This window comes from Shinella sp. 838, from assembly GCF_029623935.1.
Classification (GTDB): Bacteria; Pseudomonadota; Alphaproteobacteria; order Rhizobiales; family Rhizobiaceae; genus Shinella.
The window spans coordinates 95,368-114,087 of sequence record NZ_JARSBQ010000006.1; the positions used below are offsets into that span (position 1 = coordinate 95,368).

The following is an 18,720-nucleotide window of genomic DNA, read 5'->3' on the forward strand; positions in this document are numbered from 1 at the left end:
CAAGGGCGGGGAGGATGGAACGGCCGGAACTGACGCCGGAGGAGGCGCGCAAGGATCACTGGCACATGCTGCGCTTCATGATGCTGCATGCGCTCGTCGGCGGCCTGATCGGCGCGGCGACGGCCGCCGCCGTTATCCTCCTCGATATCGGCGGCATCGGCACGCGCATCGCCCGCGCGGCGGATCCGGTCATGCCGGTGCTGCTGCTCGTCGTGCCCTTCGCCTCGCTGTTCGGCGGGGCCGCGACGGCCTCGGCCATCCTGCTGATGCCTTACGAAAAGAAATACAAAGACAGACCGGGACCGGAAGACACCTGATGTTCAAGAAAATCCTGATTGCCAATCGCGGCGAAATCGCCTGCCGCGTCATCAAGACCGCCCGCAGGCTCGGCATTCCCACCGTCGCGGTCTATTCCGATGCCGACCGCAACGCGCTGCATGTGACCATGGCCGACGAGGCCGTGCATATCGGGCCGGCGCCGTCGGCGCAGTCCTATATCGTCATCGACCGCATCCTCGACGCCATCCGCAAGACCGGCGCGGACGCCGTGCATCCCGGCTACGGCTTCCTGTCGGAAAACGCCGCCTTTGCCGAAGCCTTGGAGAAGGAGGGCGTCGCCTTCATCGGCCCGCCGGTCGGTGCCATCCAGGCGATGGGCGACAAGATCACCTCGAAGAAGCTGGCGGCGGAGGCCGGCGTCAGCACGGTGCCCGGCCATATGGGCCTGATCGAGGATGCCGACGAGGCGGTGACGATCGCGTCCCGCATCGGCTACCCCGTAATGATCAAGGCGTCTGCCGGCGGCGGCGGCAAGGGCATGCGCATCGCCTGGAACGACGCGGAGGCGCGCGAGGGCTTCCAGTCCTCCCGGAACGAGGCGAAAAGCTCGTTCGGCGACGACCGCATCTTCATCGAGAAGTTCGTCACCCAGCCGCGCCATATCGAGATCCAGGTGCTGGGCGACAAACACGGCAGCACGCTCTATCTCGGCGAGCGCGAATGCTCGATCCAGAGACGCAACCAGAAGGTCATCGAGGAGGCGCCGTCGCCCTTCCTCGACGCGGCAACGCGCAAGGCCATGGGCGAGCAGGCCGTGGCGCTGGCAAAGGCCGTCGGCTATCACTCCGCGGGTACGGTGGAGTTCATCGTCGACGGGAACCGTAATTTCTACTTCCTCGAAATGAACACGCGCCTGCAGGTCGAGCATCCCGTGACGGAGCTCATCACCGGCATCGACCTCGTCGAGCAGATGATCCGCGTCGCCGCCGGCGAAAAGCTCACTTTCGGCCAGGACGACGTAAAGCTGAACGGCTGGGCGATCGAAAGCCGCCTTTATGCCGAGGACCCTTACCGCAACTTCCTGCCGTCGATCGGCCGCCTCACGCGCTACCGCCCGCCGGCCGAGGGCAAGGCGGCCGACGGCACCGTCGTGCGCAACGATACCGGCGTCTACGAGGGCGGCGAGATCTCGATGTATTACGACCCGATGGTCGCCAAGCTCTGCGCCTGGGCACCGGGGGAAGGAGCCGAGGCCCGGCTTGCGGCGGTGGACGCCATGGCCCGCGCGCTCGACGGTTTCGAGGTGGAGGGCGTCGGTCACAATCTGCCGTTCCTGTCGGCCGTCATGCAGCAGCCGCGGTTCCGCGAGGGGCGGCTGACGACCGCCTATATCGCGGAGGAATTCCCGGACGGCTTCCACGGCGTCGAGCCGGACGGCGAGGCCGCACGGGTGCTTGCCGCCGTCGCCGCCTCGGTCAGCCAGGTGATGCAGGCGCGCGCCGTGCAGATTTCCGGCACGATCGGCAACCACCGCCGCGTTCTCGGCAAGGACTGGGTGGTGCGCTTCGGCGAGACCGAGCTTGCCCTGACGCTGGAAACCGGCGTGGAGGGCGCCAGCGTGCGCTTTGCCGACGGCACCGTGCTGCCCGTTGCCGGCAGCTTCGTGCCGGGTTCCACGCACGCCACCTTCACCATCGCCGGAGAGACGGTCGGCATGAAGGTCGATCTCGTCGGCCCGGCCATCCGCCTGCGCTGGCGCGGCATCGATATCAAGGCGCATGTCCGCTCGGGCCGGGTCGCGGCGCTGGCACGGCTGATGCCGAAGAAGCAGCCGCCGGACACCTCGAAGATGCTGCTCTGCCCGATGCCGGGCGTCATCACGTCCGTGAGCGCCAAGGCGGGCGATACCGTCGAGGCGGGCCAGGCGCTCGCCGTCGTCGAGGCGATGAAGATGGAAAACATCCTGCGCGCGGAAAAACGCGCGATCGTCAAGCGCGTTGCCGTCGAGCCCGGCGCGAGCCTTGCGGTCGACGAGCTGATCATGGAGTTCGAATGATGGCAGACGAGCTTGACCGCAGCCGGCAGGAGGGCGCCCGATGAGTGAAAAGACGATCGCCGACTGGGAGGCGCTGGCCGAGAAGGAGCTGAAGGCCTCGCCGGAAACGCTGACATGGCAGACGCCCGAGGGCATTGCCGTCAAGCCGCTCTATACCGCCGCCGACATCGAGGGCATCGAGCACCTCGCCTCGCTGCCCGGCTTTGCGCCCTTCGTGCGCGGGCCGCGCGCGACCATGTATGCGGGGCGGCCGTGGACCATCCGGCAATATGCCGGCTTTTCCACCGCCGAGGCCTCGAACGCCTTCTACCGGAAGAATCTGGCCGCCGGGCAGCAGGGCGTGTCGGTCGCTTTCGACCTCGCCACCCATCGCGGCTATGACAGCGACCATCCGCGCGTCGTCGGCGATGTCGGCAAGGCGGGCGTCGCCATCGACAGCGTCGAGGACATGAAGATCCTGTTCGACGGTATCCCGCTGGAAAAGATCTCCGTGTCGATGACGATGAACGGCGCCGTCATCCCCATCCTCGCCAGCTTCATCGTGGCGGGCGAGGAGCAGGGCGTCCCGCGCGAAAAGCTGTCGGGGACCATCCAGAACGACATCCTCAAGGAGTTCATGGTCCGCAACACCTACATCTACCCGCCGGCTCCCTCCATGCGGATCATCGCCGACATCATCGAATATACCGCGCGGCAGATGCCGAAGTTCAACTCCATCTCGATCTCCGGCTACCACATGCAGGAGGCCGGGGCGACGCTGGTACAGGAACTGGCCTTCACGCTGGCGGACGGGCGCGAATATGTCCGCGCCGCGCTTGCCAAGGGGCTCGACGTCGACGATTTCGCCGGGCGCCTCTCCTTCTTCTTCGCCATCGGCATGAACTTCTTCATGGAGGCTGCCAAGCTGCGCGCGGCGCGTCTCCTGTGGACGCGCATCATGCAGGAATTCGAGCCGAAGAAGCCGTCCTCGCTGATGCTGCGCACCCATTGCCAGACCTCCGGCGTCTCGCTGCAGGAGCAGGACCCCTACAACAACGTCATCCGCACCGCCTATGAGGCGCTGTCGGCCGCGCTCGGCGGCACCCAATCGCTGCACACCAATGCGCTCGACGAGGCGATCGCGCTGCCGACGGAGTTTTCCGCCCGCATCGCCCGCAACACCCAGCTCATCCTGCAGAACGAGACGGGCGTGACGAAGGTCGTCGATCCGCTCGCCGGCTCCTATTATGTCGAGAGCCTCACCAACGAACTGGCGGAAAAGGCCTGGGCGCTGATCGAGGACGTCGAGGCGATGGGCGGCATGACGAAGGCCGTCGATGCCGGCCTGCCGAAGCGGCTGATCGAGGAGGCGGCGACGCGCCGGCAGGCAGCGGTCGACAAGGGCGAAGAGGTGATCGTCGGCGTCAACAGGTTCCGCCTGGAGGACGAGGCGCCGATCGACACGCTGGAGATCGACAACACCGCCGTCCGCTCGTCGCAGATCAAGCGGCTCGAAGCGATCCGGCGCCGGCGGGATTCCGCTGCCGTCACGGCCGCGCTCGCGCGCCTTGAGGAGGTCGCCCGCACCGGCGAGGGCAACATTCTGGACGCAGCCGTCGACTGTGCCCGCGCCAGAGCCACCGTGGGCGAGATCTCCGATGCCATGCGTGCGGTCTTCGGCAACCATGTCGCCGAGCCCAAGGTCGTGCGCAACATCTATGGCAAGGCCTATGAGGGCGAGCCGGAACTGTCGGTCCTGACCGAACGTCTCGACGGCGTCGCCACCAAGCTCGGGCGCAAGCCGCGCGTCATGGTCGCAAAACTCGGGCAGGACGGCCACGACCGCGGTGCCAAGGTGATCGCCTCGGCCTTCAGCGACCTCGGCTTCGATGTTCTGGCGGGGCCACTGTTCCAGACACCGGAGGAGGCGGCCGCCATGGCCGCCGCGAAGGAGGTCGACGTCATCGGCGTCTCCTCGCTCGCCGCCGGCCACAAGACATTGATGCCGCAGCTTGCCGAGGCCCTGAAGACGACGGGCGGCGAGGACATCATCGTCGTCTGCGGCGGGGTCATCCCGCGGCAGGACTACTCCTATCTGATGGACAACGGCGTGGCCGCCGTCTTCGGCCCGGGCACCAACGTGCTCGATGCCGCCCGGACGGTGCTCGACCTGATCGAAGGCCGCCGCAGGAACCAGTGAGGTCAGCATGCTGAAGCGCGTCAACCATATCGCCATCGCCGTCCCGGATCTGGCAGCGGCGGCCAGCCGCTACCGCGATCTCGGCGTCACCACGACCGAGCCGCAGGAGCTGCCGGAACACGGTGTGCGCATCGTCTTCGTGGAGTTCGAGAACACCAAGATCGAGCTTCTGGAGCCGCTGGGGCCGAATTCGCCCATCGCCGCTTTTCTGGAGCGCCAGCCGGCGGGTGGCATCCACCATGTCTGCTTCGACGTGGACGACATTTCGGCGGCCATCGGCACGGCGACGGCGAACGGCATCCGCCTGCTCGGCGGCGGCGAGCCGAAGATCGGCGCACACGGCAATCCCGTCGTCTTCGCCCATCCCAAGGATTTCCAGGGCACGCTCGTCGAGTTCGAGGAGAACTGACGGGAGGCCACCCTACGCCTCCATCTCGCCCGCGCTGCGCCGGAAGACGGCCGGGGATTTCCCGGTCCACTTGCGGAAGGCGCGGTAGAAGGCGCTCGGCTCGGAAAAGCCGAGGTCGGCGGCAAGCTGCGTGACATTGGCATGGCCGTCCGCAAGCGCCTCCATGGCGAGCGCGCGGCGCAGGTCATCCTTGATCTCCCGATAGGTCTGCCCCTCCAGCTTCAGCCGCCGCCGCAGGCTCGGCGCGGGAATGCGCATGCGTCCGGCCAGCTCCTCGAAACCCGGCCAGGCCTGCGGCGCGAGGCCGCCGAGACGCTGGCGGATGGCGGCCGATAGGCCCATGTCATGTCGGTAGCGAACGAGGAGATTGCCCGGCGCGTGGCGGAGGAATTCCCTCAGCGCGCGCTCGTCACGGATGGTCGGCAGGTTCAGGAATTCCGCATCGAAGACCAGCCGCGTCTCCGGCTGGTCGAAGCGCACCGGCGCGCCGAAGAACAGGCGGTAGTCGGTGCCGGCCGGCGGCGCGCTGCAGCGGAAATCGACCCAGCGGATCGGCAGCCGCCGTCCGATCAGCCAGCAATTGACCCCGTGCACGATGATCCAGAAGGTACGGTAGGCGAAGGCCGAGCGCGGCCCGCCCGCATCCCTCAGCACGATCTGCGCCAGCCCCTCCTCGACGACCAGCGTACCGCGGGGGTCGTCGAGCACGACCTTGAGGAACCGCAGGGCCCGCCGTAGTGCATGTTCCAGCGTCGCCGTCGAGAGGATGGCCTGACAGAGCAGCGCGAAGGAGCCGGCACGCATGGGCCGCGCGCCTTCGCCGAAGAACTCGTCGTCCATGGTGCGGGCCACCGCGTGCCAGAAGGCACCGTATCGCTCAGCCGGAATGGGGCCGGTGATGACCGGCGGAAGGCCCGCTTCGGCGAGAAGCGGCGCGGCCTCCACCCCCTGCCGCCGCAGGCATTCGAGCGTGTCGTCCATGAAACAGGGCGCGATCATGCGGCGTTCCATGCGGCCTGCCCTCCATCCCTATGGCAAAAGCGATCACGAAATCTGAAACCTTCGGTCATTGCATACCATATTTCTCCGCCGCATCATCCCCTCTCACAAGAAGGGGAGCCGGGTGGCATGGGGCCGAGGCGCCGCGTCTTCGCCGCCTGACAGGGCGGCCGGCGGGGCAGGGAGCCCGAACCACCCGCCGGACACAGTCCGACATCATCAAGACCGAATGCCTGGCGGGTGTCTTCACGCGCCGGATGGCGTTCTGCGCCGATCGTGGGCAGCGCAGCAAAGCCTCAACCATCGCCCGCAGCCAAACTGGGAGCGCATCCATGAAAAAATTCTTCTTGTCGTCGGTGGTCCTGACGTCTCTGGTCCTGTCCGGCGGCAGTGCCTTCGCCGACATCGTCATCGGCGTCGCCGGCCCCATCACCGGCCCGAACGCCGCCTTCGGCGCGCAGTTCGTCAAGGGCGCCGAGCAGGCGGCCGCCAACATCAACGCCGCTGGCGGCGTGCTGGGCGAACAGGTGAAGATCGTCATCGGCGACGACGTCTCGGATCCGAAGCAGGGCATCTCGGTTGCCAACAAGTTCGTCGCCGACGGCGTCCACTATGTCGTCGGCCATTTCAACTCCGGCGTCTCGATCCCGGCCTCGGAGGTCTATGCGGAAAACGGCGTGCTGCAGATCACGCCTGCCTCGACCAACCCGCAATTCACCGAGCGCAGCCTGTGGAACACCTTCCGCACCTGCGGGCGCGACGACCAGCAGGGCAGGGTGGCGGCGGCCTATATCGCGGCCAATTTCAAGGACGCGAAGATCGCGATCGTCCATGACAAGACACCCTACGGCCAGGGCCTCGTCGACGTCGCAAAGCAGGAGCTGAACGGCGCGGGCATCACCGAGGTCCTCTATGAAGGCATCACCGGCGGCGAGAAGGATTTTTCCGCGCTGATCGCCAAGATGAAAGCGGCCGGCGTCACGCTGATCTATTTCGGCGGCCTGCACACCGAGGCCGGCCTGATCATGCGCCAATCGGCCGACCAGGGGCTGAAGGCGACGCTGTTCTCCGGCGACGGCATGGTCTCCAGCGAACTGGCGCAGATCGCGGGCGATGCCGTCGTCGGCACGCTGAACACCTTTGCCCCCGACCCGCGCCGCAACCCGGCGGCCAAGGACGTGGTCGAGGCCTTCCGCACCGCCGGCTTCGAACCGGAGGCCTATACGCTCTATTCCTACATCGCCGTGCAGATCATCGCGTCCGCCATCGAGAAGACGGGCTCGGCCGAGGATGCGCAGAAGGTCGCCGAGACCATCAAGTCCGGCGGACCCTGGGCGACGGCGCTGGGCGAGATCGGCTACGACGCCAAGGGCGACATCAACCGCCCGGACTATGTCATCTACGAATGGCGCAAGGTCGAGGACGGCAAACCGACCTATTTCGAGAAATAGGTCGCAGGCCATCGCTTGGGAACAGGGCGGCCGCGGCGGGGAGACCTGCCGCGGCCGTTCGCGTCACAGCGTCGGCAACACCGCGCGGATATGGTCGGCAAAGGCGCTCGTCGCGGGCGACGGGTCGCCGTCGGCAAAGGCGATCAGCATGCCGAGATGCGGCAGATGCGGCAGCGGCGCGTTGAGGATATGGAGGTCGGGCGGCACGGCCTCCTGCGTCATGACGCAGATGGCAAGGCCGGAGCGGGCAAGGCCGATAAGACCGGCAAGGCTGTTGCTGGCATAGGAGATCTTGTAGCGAAGCCCCGCCCGCGCCATCGCCTCGCAGGCCGCGCGGTGGTCCATCGCATTGGAGGCCGGCAGCGCCAGCGGCACCGTATCGCCGAAATCATGCGCCTCCAGCGTCGGTTTGCTGCCGACCCAGACCAGCGGCTCGGTCCGCACGATATTGTCCACATCGGCAAGATTGGGCGTCGAGACCAGCGCCAGGTCGACCTTGCGCGACGGCAGAAGGGCGCGCAGCTCGGCGGTCGGGGCGGAGAGCACCTTGATCTCGACATCCGGATAACGCGTGCCGAAGCTTTTCAGGAGCATGGGAAAGAACGACAGAAGGTAGTCTTCCGGGCTGCCGAAGACGATGGAGCCGTGCAGGCCCTTTTGGGAAAAGGCGGACACGGCCTCGTCGTGCATTTTCAGGATACGCTCGGCATAGGCAAGGAAGCGCTCGCCGCTTCCCGTCAGCCGGACGCCGCTGCCGCTGCGGTGCAGGAGGCTCTGCCCCAGCATCTCTTCCAGCCGCTGCATCTGCATCGTCACGGCCGATTGCGTGCGGCCGACCTGCACGGCCGTGGCGCTCAGCGAACCGGAATGGGCGGCGTTGACGAAGGTGATGAGCAGGCGAAGATCCAGCGGCCCCAGCATATCAGTTTTCCTTATATCGGAATCCAAATACTATCAATTTTACAGAGACCCCGCCAGCCGGTATCGCTTTTGAAACGGCATCGGAGGCTCACATGTCACGCAACCAGGACCCCGCCTTCTGGGCGGCCGCACGCAAGCACCTCATCCGCTACGGCGGCAGCTTCGACCCCGCCATCATCGAGCGGGCCGAGGGTTGCTTCGTCTTCGATGCGGACGAGCGCCCCATTCTCGATTTCACCTCCGGCCAGATGAGCGCGCTCGTCGGTCATTCCCATCCGCACATCGTCGCCACTGTCCAGCGCCAGATGGGTGCCGTGGCGCATCTCTTCAGCGGCATGCTGTCGCGGCCCGTCGTGAACCTTGCCGAGCGGCTGGCGGCACTGGCGCCGGGGCTCGACCGAGTCATGCTGCTGTCGACCGGCGCAGAATCCAACGAAGCGGCCATCCGCATGGCCAAGCTGGTCACCGGCAGGCACGAGATCGTCGCCTTCTCCAAGAGCTGGCACGGCATGACGGGCGCCGCGAGCTCGGCCACCTACAGCGCCGGCCGCAAGGGTTACGGCCCCGCCATGGTGGGCTCGCTCACCATTCCCGCGCCGAATACCTTCCGCCCGCGCTTCCGCCATGCGGATGGCAGCCTCGACTGGAAGACCGAACTCGACGACGCTTTCGGGCTGATCGACAGCCAGTCGGTCGGCAGTCTTGCCGCCTTCATCGCCGAGCCGATCCTGTCGAGCGGCGGCTTGCTGGAACTGCCGCTTGGCTATCTGGCCGCGCTGAAGGAAAAGTGCCGCGAGCGCGGCATGCTGCTCATCCTCGACGAGGCCCAGACCGGCATCGGCCGCACGGGCACCATGTTCGCCTTCCAGCGCGACGGCGTGACGCCCGATATCCTGACGCTCTCCAAAACGATCGGTGCCGGCCTGCCTTTGGCAGCCGTCATGACGACGGCGGAGATCGAGGACATCGCCCATGAGAAGGGCTACCTCTTCTACACGACCCATGTCTCCGATCCGCTGCCGGCAGCCGTGGGCCTCGCCGTGCTCGACATCGTGGAGGAGGAAGGGCTCGTCGCGCGCGCCGGCCGGCTTGGCGCGCGGCTCTTCGAGGGCCTGTCGCAGCTCAAGCAGCGCTTCGACTGTGTCGGCGACGTGCGCGGCCGCGGTCTGATGCTCGGCGTCGAGATCGTCAATCCGGACCGCAGCGCCGACCACGAGCTCGGCAGTCGCATCGCCGCGGAAGCCTTCCGGCGCGGGCTCAGCATGAACATCGTCAAGCTGCCCGGCATGGGCGGCGTGTTCCGCATCGCGCCGCCGCTGACGATTTCCGAGGAGGAGATCGACATCGGCCTGCGCATCATCGCCCAGTCCATCGAGGCCGCTTCCGTTTCCGGTGCCCGTGCGCCGGGCATCGCGGCCGAGTAGGGAGAAAGAACGGATGCGCGACGCGACCCTTGCCGGCGAAAGCCTTTCCACCGGGCCGGACGAGACCCCCGACACCATCCGCGTCCTCGTCGCCAAGCTCGGCCTCGACGGCCATGACCGGGGTGCCAAGGTGGTGGCGCGCATCCTGCGCGATGCGGGCATGGAGGTCGTTTACACCGGCCTCTACAAGACACCGAAGGACGTCGTGCAGGCGGCGATCCAGGAGGATGTCGACGTCATCGGCGTCAGCCTGCTCTCCGGCTCGCATGTCCCGCTGTTCCGGGAACTCGGCCGCTGCCTGCGCGAGGAGGGGGCCGGGCACATCCTCGTCGTCGCCGGCGGGGTCATTCCCGAGCAGGACTACCCCGCTCTGCTGGAGGGCGGCGTCGATGCCATCGTTCCCCAGGAGGCCCGTTCCGACCTTATCGTCACGACGATCACCGATCTCGTCACGGCACGTGGCCGGATATGACGGTCGTCACCCATTCCGCAAAACCGCGGCGGGCGACCTATGTCCCCTCGGCCGACCTGGTGAAGGACGTGCTGGCGGGCCGGGCCATCGCCATCGCCCGGATGATTTCGCGCGCGGAGGAGGGCTATCCCGAAGCCGCCGCGGCGCTCGCGGAACTCTACCGGCTTGGCGGTAGCGCCCATATCATCGGCATTACCGGCGTTCCGGGCGCGGGCAAATCGACCCTCGTTTCGGCGCTGATCAAGGCCTATGCCGCCGAAGGCCACAAGGTCGGCGTCATCGCCGTCGATCCAAGCAGCCCCTATTCCGGCGGAGCGATCCTAGGCGACCGCGTGCGCATGAGCGAGACGGCGGCGGCCGGCGGCGCCTTCGTGCGCAGCATGGCGACCCGCGGCCATCTCGGCGGGCTGACGCGCGCCACGCTCCAGGCGGTCGACGTGCTGGATGCGGCGGGCTACGACCCCGTCATCATCGAGACCGTGGGCGTCGGGCAGGACGAGGTGGAGGTGGTCACGGCCGCGCATACCGTCGTCGTGCTCTCCGCCCCGGGCCTCGGCGACGACATCCAGGCGATCAAGGCCGGCATTCTCGAGATCGCCGACATCCATGCCGTCAGCAAATGCGACAAGCCGGAGGCGGCCGCGACGGTCTCGGCGCTGCGCGGCATGCTGGCGCTCGGCGGGGACCACCACGATTCCCGTTGGACATCGCCGGTCCTGCCCATCAGCTCGATTTCCGGCGAACGCGTCGGCGAATTGAAGGACGCCATCGGCGCGCACTGGGCGCATCTCAACGAGAGCGGCGAACGGGCCGAGCGCCAGCGCGCTATGGGCCGCACCCGCATCCTCGGCACGGCCCGCCATCTCTTTCAGCAGAAATTCCAGCAAGCACCCGAAACGCTCGAACGGCAGATCCGGGCGGTGGCGGAACGGCGGATGGACCCTTCCGTCGTCGCACGCGCCCTTCTGGGTTGGGAGGAAACCCCATGAACGACGCCCATCTCTTCTCCGCGCCCGCCATCGACGCCGTCCGCGAAAGCCAGGCGGAATGGGAGGAGGGTGCCCTTGCCGCCTTCCTGAAGAACCGGCCGGAGGAAAAGGACGTCTACGAGACGGAAAGCGGCATCCCGCTGAAGCGCATCTATACGGCCGCCGACGTTGCCGACATTCCGGCCGAGGAGCTCGGCTTTCCCGGCGCCTATCCCTTCACCCGCGGCGTCTACCCGACGATGTATCGCGGCCGCCCCTGGACGATCCGCCAGGTCGCCGGCTTCGGCAATCCCGAGGCGACGAACCAGCGCTACAAATACATGATCCAGACCGGCCAGACCGGCCTCTCCACCGACTTCGACCTGCCGACGCTGCTGGGGCTTGATTCCGACGACCCGATGGCCTTCGGCGAGGTCGGCCGCGTCGGCGTCGCCATCGACACGATGGACGATATCGACCGGCTGTTCGACGGCATCGACCTGGAAAAGATCTCCGTCTCGCTGACGATCAACCCCTCGGCCTGGGTGGTCTATGCCATGTTCGTCGCGGTGGCGGAGCAGCGCGGCTGCGACCTGCACAAGCTGACCGGCACGCTGCAGGCCGATCCGCTGAAGGAATATGTCGCCCAGAAGGAGTGGATCTATCCCGTCCGCCCCGCCGTGCGGCTGCTGCGCGACCTCATCATGTACAGCGCCAAGGCGACGCCGAAGATCAATCCGGTCAGCCTCAGCGGCTACCATCTCTCCGATGTCGGCGGCAATGCGCTGCAGGAGATCGCCTTCACCATGGCTTTCACCATCGCCTATTGCGAGGAAGTGACGAAGGCCGGCATGGATATCGACGATTTCGCGCCGCGCCTGTCGTTCTTCTTCATCAGCCACCAGGATTTCTTCGAGCAGATCTGCAAGTTCCGCGCCGCGCGGCGCGTCTATGCGAAGATCATGGCGGAGCGTTTCAAGGCCCGGAAGCCGGAATCCATGCGCCTGCGCGTCCATGTGCAGACGGCCGCGATGAGCCTCACCAAGGTCGAGCACCACAACAACCTGATGCGCACCGCCATCCAGGCGCTTGGCGCGGTGCTCGGCGGCTGCCAGAGCATGCACACCAACGGCCTCGACGAGGCCTTCGCCATCCCCACCGAGGAGGCGATGAAACTTGCCATCCGCACCCAGCAGATCATCCGCGAGGAGATCAACGTCACTTCGGTGATCGACCCGCTCGGCGGCTCCTACTTCATCGAGCGGCTGACCAAAGACATGGAGACCGAGATCTGGAAGATGCTCGACGAGGTGGAAGAGCGTGGCGGCGCGGTTAAACTGGTGGAAGAAGGCTGGTTCCAGCAGAAGCTCGCCGATTCCGCCTATGCCACCTTCAAGAAGATCGATTCCGGGGAGAAGATTTCCGTCGGCGTCAACAAGTTCGCCGACGAGGCGAGCAGCACGGCGGATGTCCATATCCACCCCTATGACGATCATTGCACGCAGCTTCAGGTCGATCGCCTGAAGATCGTCCGGGCCAACCGGGACGATGCGCGCATCAAGGTCCTGATGCAGGAACTCGTCGAGCAGGCCCGGTCGGAGGACATGAACCTGCTGCCGAAGACCATCGAACTGGTCAAGGCGAAGGCGACGCTCGGCGAGATCTGCACCGCGCTGCGCGGTGTCTGGGGCGCCTATTCCGAACCGATGATCGTGTGAGGCAGGCGATGAACGACACTGTCCTCATCACCCTCGAAGGGCCGATCGCCTGGATCACGCTCAACCGGCCGGAGCGGCTGAACGCCATGAACCGGCCGCTCGTCGACGGGCTGATCGCGGCGCTTTCCGCCGCCGAGGCGAACGACGATATCCGCGCGGTCATCCTCAATGGCGCCGGCCGGGCCTTTTGCTCGGGCGACGATCTCAAGGACCTCGACGCACAGACCGCGTCGAAGGCCGAGACCGAGGACTGGGTGGAGGCCATCCAGGCCGTCACGCTCCATGTCATGCGCTCGCGCAAGATCGTGATCGCTGCCGTGCATGGCTGGTGTGTCGGCGGCGCGCTGGAATGGGCGATCAACTGCGATTTCCGGCTCTTTGCCGAGAACACCCGCTGGTTCTTCCCCGAGGTCGGCTACGGCCTGTTCGTGACGGGCGGCGTGACCGCGCTCCTGACGAAACAGGTCGGCCCGCAGGTCACCAAGGAACTGCTCATCCTCGGCGAACGCCACGATGCGCAAAAGGCGCTGGAGACCGGCATCGCCTGGAAGGTCGTGCCCGACGATACGCTGCTCGACGAAGCCAGGCGCCTCGCTCTTGCGATCGCCGACCGTCCGGCGGGTGCGGTGGCGGATGTCAAGCGCGCCATCAATGACGGCTTTCATTCCTCCCTCGAAGACGCGATGGCGCAGGAGACGGCGGCCACGGTTCGCGGCTTTCTCTCTCCCGCGGCGCAGGCAAAGGCAAAAGGGTTCTGACCGTGTCCATCCTCCCCGCCTTCTCTTCCCTTTCGGCCATCCCGGGCCTTCACGACGATGCGATCGAAGAGCGTGTCCTGCCGAAGATCCTCGTCGCGCAGGCCGAACGTTTCGGCTCCCGTCCCTTCATCGATATCTGCGGCCGCACGGCGAGCTTCGAGGAGATGCTGGCCCTCACCTGCCGGCTTTCCGGCGGTCTTCGCCGGCTGGGCGTCGGCCGCGCCGACCGGGTGGCGATGCTGCTGCCGAACTGCCTCGAACTCGTCGCCACCTGGTTCGCCGCCTCCAGCCTCGGCGCAATCGAGGTGCCGAACAATCCGGGGCTGAAGGGCGACCTGCTCTGCCACAACCTCAACAATTGCGGGGCGGAGGTGCTGGTCGCCGATGCGGGCGTCCTGCCGGAACTCGCCATCGTGCAGGACCGGCTGCCGGCGCTCCGCACGCTCATCCTCGTCGGCGCCGATCCCGCGGCAGCGCGCGCGGCGGGGATCCGGATCGACCGCATCCTGCATTTCGAGGAATGCCTCGCGCCACCCGCCGGCCTCGACCTTTCGGCCGTGCACTACAGCGATCCGATGGCGATCCTCTATACGTCGGGTACGACGGGCCCGGCCAAGGGCGCGCTGATGTCGCACCACCATTGTTACGCCTGGGCGGCGGCGATGGCCGCCAATCTGGGCTACAACACGGATGACAGCTACTTTTCCGCCCTGCCGCTGTTCCACACCGATGCGCAGATGTTCGGCGTCTATCTGCCGCTGATCTACGGCACGCGAACAACGCTCGCCGACGGGTTCAGCGCCTCGCGCTTCTGGGCGCAGGTGCGCGACAGCGGCGCGACGGCGACGAACCTTCTCGGCGCCATGGCCGTCATCCTCATGCGCGCGCCGCAGGAAGGGCACGACGGCGACAACCCCGTGCGGGTCTGCCAGTGCATTCCCATGGTGCCGGACCAGGCGGCGTTCGAGGACCGCTTCGGCATGCGCCTTGTCACGGGCTACGGCCAGACGGAGACCAGCTTCGTGACGCTCGACACCGTGGACGACACGCGGCCCGGTTCCTGCGGCCGGGCGCATCCCGACTGGGAGGTGGCCGTCGTCGACGACAAGGACCGCCCGCTGCCGCCCGGCAGCATCGGCGAGATCGTCTCACGCCCCAAGAAGAGCTGGAGCATGTTTTCCGGCTATTATCGCGCCGAGGCCAAGACGGTCGAGACGCTGCGCAATCTCTGGTATCATTCCGGTGATGCCGGCGTGATGGACGCGGACGGCTGGCTCTACTTCAAGCACCGGCTGAACGAGGCGATCCGCCGCCGCGGCGAGAACATCTCCGCCTACGAGGTGGAGATGCTGGCCGAGCAGCATCCCGACATCGTCGAAAGCGCCGCCTTCGGCATCGCTTCCGAATTCACCGAGGAGGATATCATGGTGGTGGCCTTCCGCCGTGCCGGCTCGATGCTCGATGCGGCCGGCCTGCTCGAGCATTTCAGGACCAGCGCACCACGCCACATGGTGCCGCGCTATATCGAGATCACCGATGCCCCGCTGCCCCGCACGCCAACGGAAAAAGTGGCGCGCAGCGTGCTGCGCCAGCGCGGTCTCGGGCCGGCGACCTTCGACCGCGGCGCGCGCTAGGCGGCATGAACGGGGCCGGTCACGGATAGAGGGAGATTTCACACATTCGCTTGAAGAATGCGGGGAACAAATTGCAGTCGATTGCGTTCCGGCGTACACTATACGCGGGAGATTCGACACTCCCGGCTAACGACCGCGGGAGGGTTCCATGGGAACCACTGGCAGCGACGTTTTCGACCTGTTTTCAAAGGTATACGCGAGTACAGCACAAGAAGAATTGAGCCTTCAGGAATACCTGTTGGCCTGCCGCGACGACAAGAGCCTCTACGCCACGGCGCCGGAGCGCATGGTGGCGGCGATCGGCGCGCCGACCCTCGTCGATACCAGTGCGGACGAGCGTTTCGGCCGGGTTTTTGCCAACCGTACCATCAAGATATACCCCGCCTTTGCCGATTTCTTCGGCATGGAAGACACGATCGAACGCATCGTCGGCTATTTCCGCTATGCCGCCCAGGGACTGGAGGAGCGCAAGCAGATCCTCTACCTTCTGGGGCCGGTCGGGGGCGGCAAGTCCTCGCTCGCCGAGCGCCTCAAGAAGCTGATGGAAGAGCAGCCGATCTATACGCTCGCCATCGACGGCAAGATCAGCCCGGTCTTCGAATCGCCGCTCGGCCTGTTTTCCCGCGAGCGGATGGGCGAACTGCTGGAAGACAAATACGGCATCGCCCAGCGCCGGCTTACCGGCCTCATCTCGCCCTGGGCGACCAAGCGGCTGGACGAGATCGGCGGCGACATCTCCAGGTTCAGCGTCGTCAAGCTGATGCCCTCGCGGCTGCGGCAGATCGCCATCGCCAAGACGGAGCCGGGCGACGAGACCAACCAGGACGTGTCCGCGCTCGTCGGCAAGGTGGATATCCGGCAGCTCGAGAATTTCAGCCAGGCCGATCCCGACGCCTATTCCTACAGCGGCGGCCTCAACCGCACGACACAGGGGCTGCTCGAATTCGTCGAGATGTTCAAGGCGCCGATCAAGGTGCTGCATCCGCTTTTGACCGCAACACAGGAGGGCAGCTACAACGGCACGGAGAATTTCGGCGCCTTCCCCTATCAGGGCATCGTGCTCGCCCATTCCAACGAGTCCGAATGGCTGCAGTTCAAGCACAACAAGAACAACGAGGCCTTCCTCGACCGCATCCTCGTCGTGAAAGTACCCTATTGCCTGCGCGTTACCGAGGAGCGGCTGATCTACGAAAAACTGCTGCGCGAGAGCGAGCTGGCCGACAGCCCCTGTGCGCCGGAAGTGCTGGAAAACCTCAGCCGATTCACCGTCGCCACGCGCCTTTCCCCGCACGAGAACTCGCCGACCTACACGAAGATGCGGGTCTATGACGGCGAGAACCTGAAGGACACCGACCCCAAGGCGAAATCGCTGCAGGAATACCGCGATGCCGCCGGCATCGACGAGGGCATGACGGGCATCAGCACGCGTTTCGCCTTCAAGGTGCTGTCGGAAACCTTCAACTACGACACCAAGGAGGTGGCGGCCGATTCCGTGCACCTCATGTACATCCTCGAACAGGCGATCCGGCGCGAGCAGTTTCCCAAGGAGGTCGAGGCGAACTATCTCGACTTCATCCGCTCCGAGCTTGCCGCCCGCTATGCCGAGTTCATCGGCCACGAGATCCAGAAGGCCTATCTGGAATCCTACAGCGAATACGGCCAGAACCTCTTCGACCGCTACATCGCCTATGCCGATGCCTGGCTGGAAGACCAGGACTTCAAGGATCCCGACACGGGCCAGATCCTCAACCGCGAGATCCTCGACAGCGAGCTGTCGCAGATCGAAAAGCCGGCCGGCATCGCCAATCCCAAGGACTTCCGCAACGAGGTGGTGAAGTTCACCTTGCGCGCCCGCGCCCGCAACAACGGGCGCAACCCTGCCTGGACGAGCTACGAGAAACTGCGGGAAGTCATCGAGAAGCGCATGTTCGGACAGGTCGAGGATCTCCTGCCCGTCATCAGCTTCGGCTCGAAGAAGGACAGCACGACCGAGAAGCAGCACGCCGAATTCGTCCAGCGCATGACGGCGCGCGGTTATACGAGCCGCCAGGTCCGCCGGCTCGTCGACTGGTACATGCGCGTGAACAAGGCCGGCTGACCATGCCGAAGCGGGGGATTGGCGTATGCCTCATTTCATCGACCGCCGGCTCAATCCCAAGGACCGGAGCCTCGGCAATCGGCAGCGTTTCCTCAAGCGCGTGCATGACGAACTGAAGCGCACGATCCGCGACCAGGTGAAGTCCGACAAGATCGCCGACGTGGACGCGGCCCATGGCGTGCCGATCCCACGGCGCGGCGCGGACGAGCCGAGCTTCCGCCACTCCGGCGTCAGCGGTGAACGCCATCATGTGCTGCCCGGCAACCAGACCTTCTCGCCGGGTGACAAGATCCGCAAGCCCGAGGCGGGCGCCGGTGGCGGGGGCAACGGACGCGGCCCGGGGCGCGGCGAGGCGGCGGACGACTTCCTCTTCATCCTGTCTCGCGAAGAGGTGCTGGACCTCTTCTTCGAAGATCTGGAGCTTCCGGACCTCGTGAAGCTCAATCTCCGGGAAACCGTCACCTACAAGCCGCACCGCGCCGGGCTGACGACGTCAGGCACGCCCACCAATATCAATGTCGGGCGCACCATGCGCAACAGCTTCGGGCGCCGCATGGCGCTGCGCCGCCCGAGCGAACGGGAATGCCGGGTGCTTGCCGACGAGATCGCCGAACTGGAAGCAGAGGAGCGGTTGTCGCTGCCGCAGCGCAACCGGCTCACGCAGCTGCGCCAGGAGCTGGAGGTGCTGGAACGCCGGCGTCGACGCATCGCCTATGTCGACCCGGTCGACGTGCGGTTCAATCGCTACGAGCGCAAACCGCAGCCCAATGCGAGCGCGGTGATGTTCTGCCTGATGGATGTCTCCGCCTCGATGGGCGAACGCGAGAAGGATCTGGCAAAACGCTTCTTCGTTCTGCTGCATCTCTTCCTCAAGCGCCGCTACGAGCGGATCGACATCGTCTTCATCCGCCACACGGACGAGGCACACGAGGTGGACGAGGAGACCTTCTTCTTCAGCAAGCAGAGCGGGGGAACGGTCGTCTCCACCGCGCTGGAGGAGATGCAGCGCATCATCATGGACCGCTATCCTTCCAACATCTGGAACATCTACGCCGCACAGGCCTCGGACGGCGACAATGCCAATGGCGATTCCGAGCGTTGCGCCTCGCTGCTGCGCGACGAGCTGATGCGGCTTTGCCAGTATTATGCCTATGTCGAGATCATCGACGAGCGCGAAAGCGAGATCTTCGGCACCACCGACAACGGCACGTCGCTGTGGCGCGCCTATCGCACCGTCGACGGAGCGGTACCGAACTTCCAGATGACGCGCATTTCCCGGCCCGCCGACATCTACCCCGTCTTCCGCAAGCTCTTCGCCCGGCACCAACCCCGCGCCGCGCGCGTCTGAGGGGAG

The 18,720-nt window shown here is 66.0% G+C and carries 15 protein-coding genes; 13 read left to right on the plus strand and 2 right to left on the minus strand.

The annotated features are described in order from the left end of the window. Positions 1-14 precede the first annotated feature (14 nt). Genes P9A16_RS19125 through mce form a run of 4 tightly spaced genes read left to right on the plus strand, consistent with a single transcriptional unit; the run spans position 15 to position 4,923 of the window. The gene (locus P9A16_RS19125; protein WP_023514401.1) at positions 15-317 is read left to right on the plus strand and encodes a hypothetical protein; all 303 of its coding nucleotides are present in this window, start codon (positions 15-17) and stop codon (positions 315-317) included. Next, entirely contained in the window at positions 317-2,335 is a 2,019-nt protein-coding gene (locus tag P9A16_RS19130) for an acetyl-CoA carboxylase biotin carboxylase subunit (protein ID WP_024270071.1), read from the plus strand. Before P9A16_RS19125 ends, P9A16_RS19130 begins: the two co-directional genes overlap by 1 nt. A gap of 40 nt (positions 2,336-2,375) precedes the next feature. Further along, a complete protein-coding gene (scpA, locus tag P9A16_RS19135; RefSeq protein WP_024270072.1) occupies positions 2,376-4,514 on the plus strand; it encodes a methylmalonyl-CoA mutase in 2,139 nt (712 codons plus the stop codon). Between the two features lie 7 nt (positions 4,515-4,521). After that, positions 4,522-4,923, plus strand: coding sequence for a methylmalonyl-CoA epimerase (gene mce / locus P9A16_RS19140; RefSeq protein ID WP_024270073.1), 402 nt, complete (start codon positions 4,522-4,524; stop codon positions 4,921-4,923). Positions 4,924-4,935: 12 nt separating this feature from the next. Here mce and P9A16_RS19145 read toward each other — a convergent pair whose 3' ends face one another. Beyond that, positions 4,936-5,934 (minus strand): AraC family transcriptional regulator, encoded by a 999-nt coding sequence (locus P9A16_RS19145; protein ID WP_024270074.1) that lies wholly within the window; start codon positions 5,932-5,934, stop codon positions 4,936-4,938. A gap of 320 nt (positions 5,935-6,254) precedes the next feature. Here P9A16_RS19145 and P9A16_RS19150 point away from each other — a divergent pair, with 320 nt between their 5' ends. Continuing rightward, on the plus strand, positions 6,255-7,373 hold the full coding sequence (locus P9A16_RS19150) for a branched-chain amino acid ABC transporter substrate-binding protein (protein ID WP_278025905.1): 1,119 nt from the start codon (positions 6,255-6,257) through the stop codon (positions 7,371-7,373). A 63-nt stretch (positions 7,374-7,436) separates the two neighbouring features. Here P9A16_RS19150 and P9A16_RS19155 read toward each other — a convergent pair whose 3' ends face one another. After that, positions 7,437-8,294, minus strand: coding sequence for a LysR family transcriptional regulator (locus P9A16_RS19155; protein WP_023517528.1), 858 nt, complete (start codon positions 8,292-8,294; stop codon positions 7,437-7,439). A gap of 92 nt (positions 8,295-8,386) precedes the next feature. Here P9A16_RS19155 and P9A16_RS19160 point away from each other — a divergent pair, with 92 nt between their 5' ends. From P9A16_RS19160 to P9A16_RS19195, 8 genes are all read left to right on the plus strand, one after another. Further along, positions 8,387-9,718 (plus strand): aspartate aminotransferase family protein, encoded by a 1,332-nt coding sequence (locus tag P9A16_RS19160; RefSeq protein ID WP_024270076.1) that lies wholly within the window; start codon positions 8,387-8,389, stop codon positions 9,716-9,718. Positions 9,719-9,731: 13 nt separating this feature from the next. Continuing rightward, positions 9,732-10,190, plus strand: coding sequence for a cobalamin B12-binding domain-containing protein (locus P9A16_RS19165; protein ID WP_023517487.1), 459 nt, complete (start codon positions 9,732-9,734; stop codon positions 10,188-10,190). Then, positions 10,187-11,179 carry a methylmalonyl Co-A mutase-associated GTPase MeaB gene (gene meaB, locus P9A16_RS19170; protein WP_024270077.1) on the plus strand — a complete coding sequence of 331 codons (993 nt, stop codon included), beginning with the start codon at positions 10,187-10,189 and terminating at the stop codon, positions 11,177-11,179. The genes P9A16_RS19165 and meaB overlap by 4 nt, the downstream gene beginning before the upstream one ends. Continuing rightward, complete coding sequence (locus tag P9A16_RS19175; RefSeq protein WP_023517291.1) at positions 11,176-12,876, plus strand: methylmalonyl-CoA mutase family protein; 1,701 nt, start codon at positions 11,176-11,178, stop codon at positions 12,874-12,876. The genes meaB and P9A16_RS19175 overlap by 4 nt, the downstream gene beginning before the upstream one ends. A gap of 8 nt (positions 12,877-12,884) precedes the next feature. Then, positions 12,885-13,634 carry an enoyl-CoA hydratase/isomerase family protein gene (locus P9A16_RS19180; protein WP_023517292.1) on the plus strand — a complete coding sequence of 250 codons (750 nt, stop codon included), beginning with the start codon at positions 12,885-12,887 and terminating at the stop codon, positions 13,632-13,634. A 2-nt stretch (positions 13,635-13,636) separates the two neighbouring features. Then, positions 13,637-15,268 carry an AMP-binding protein gene (locus P9A16_RS19185; RefSeq protein WP_024270078.1) on the plus strand — a complete coding sequence of 544 codons (1,632 nt, stop codon included), beginning with the start codon at positions 13,637-13,639 and terminating at the stop codon, positions 15,266-15,268. A gap of 148 nt (positions 15,269-15,416) precedes the next feature. Continuing rightward, a complete protein-coding gene (locus P9A16_RS19190) occupies positions 15,417-17,366 on the plus strand; it encodes a PrkA family serine protein kinase (protein ID WP_023513229.1) in 1,950 nt (649 codons plus the stop codon). Between the two features lie 25 nt (positions 17,367-17,391). Beyond that, on the plus strand, positions 17,392-18,714 hold the full coding sequence (locus P9A16_RS19195) for a YeaH/YhbH family protein (RefSeq protein WP_023513230.1): 1,323 nt from the start codon (positions 17,392-17,394) through the stop codon (positions 18,712-18,714). Positions 18,715-18,720 lie beyond the last annotated feature (6 nt).

What these genes read in the sequence shown, in the direction of transcription:
- P9A16_RS19165 (WP_023517487.1), top strand. Translation starts at nt 9,732, where the DNA reads ATGCGCGACGCGACCCTTGCCGGCGAAAGCCTTTCCACCGGGCCGGAC.
- mce (WP_024270073.1), top strand. Translation starts at nt 4,522, where the DNA reads ATGCTGAAGCGCGTCAACCATATCGCCATCGCCGTCCCGGATCTGGCA.
- P9A16_RS19190 (WP_023513229.1), top strand. Translation starts at nt 15,417, where the DNA reads ATGGGAACCACTGGCAGCGACGTTTTCGACCTGTTTTCAAAGGTATAC.
- P9A16_RS19145 (WP_024270074.1), bottom strand. Translation starts at nt 5,934, where the DNA reads ATGGAACGCCGCATGATCGCGCCCTGTTTCATGGACGACACGCTCGAA.
- P9A16_RS19155 (WP_023517528.1), bottom strand. Translation starts at nt 8,294, where the DNA reads ATGCTGGGGCCGCTGGATCTTCGCCTGCTCATCACCTTCGTCAACGCC.
- P9A16_RS19195 (WP_023513230.1), top strand. Translation starts at nt 17,392, where the DNA reads ATGCCTCATTTCATCGACCGCCGGCTCAATCCCAAGGACCGGAGCCTC.
- scpA (WP_024270072.1), top strand. Translation starts at nt 2,376, where the DNA reads ATGAGTGAAAAGACGATCGCCGACTGGGAGGCGCTGGCCGAGAAGGAG.
- P9A16_RS19160 (WP_024270076.1), top strand. Translation starts at nt 8,387, where the DNA reads ATGTCACGCAACCAGGACCCCGCCTTCTGGGCGGCCGCACGCAAGCAC.
- P9A16_RS19130 (WP_024270071.1), top strand. Translation starts at nt 317, where the DNA reads ATGTTCAAGAAAATCCTGATTGCCAATCGCGGCGAAATCGCCTGCCGC.
- P9A16_RS19150 (WP_278025905.1), top strand. Translation starts at nt 6,255, where the DNA reads ATGAAAAAATTCTTCTTGTCGTCGGTGGTCCTGACGTCTCTGGTCCTG.
- P9A16_RS19175 (WP_023517291.1), top strand. Translation starts at nt 11,176, where the DNA reads ATGAACGACGCCCATCTCTTCTCCGCGCCCGCCATCGACGCCGTCCGC.
- P9A16_RS19125 (WP_023514401.1), top strand. Translation starts at nt 15, where the DNA reads ATGGAACGGCCGGAACTGACGCCGGAGGAGGCGCGCAAGGATCACTGG.
- P9A16_RS19180 (WP_023517292.1), top strand. Translation starts at nt 12,885, where the DNA reads ATGAACGACACTGTCCTCATCACCCTCGAAGGGCCGATCGCCTGGATC.
- meaB (WP_024270077.1), top strand. Translation starts at nt 10,187, where the DNA reads ATGACGGTCGTCACCCATTCCGCAAAACCGCGGCGGGCGACCTATGTC.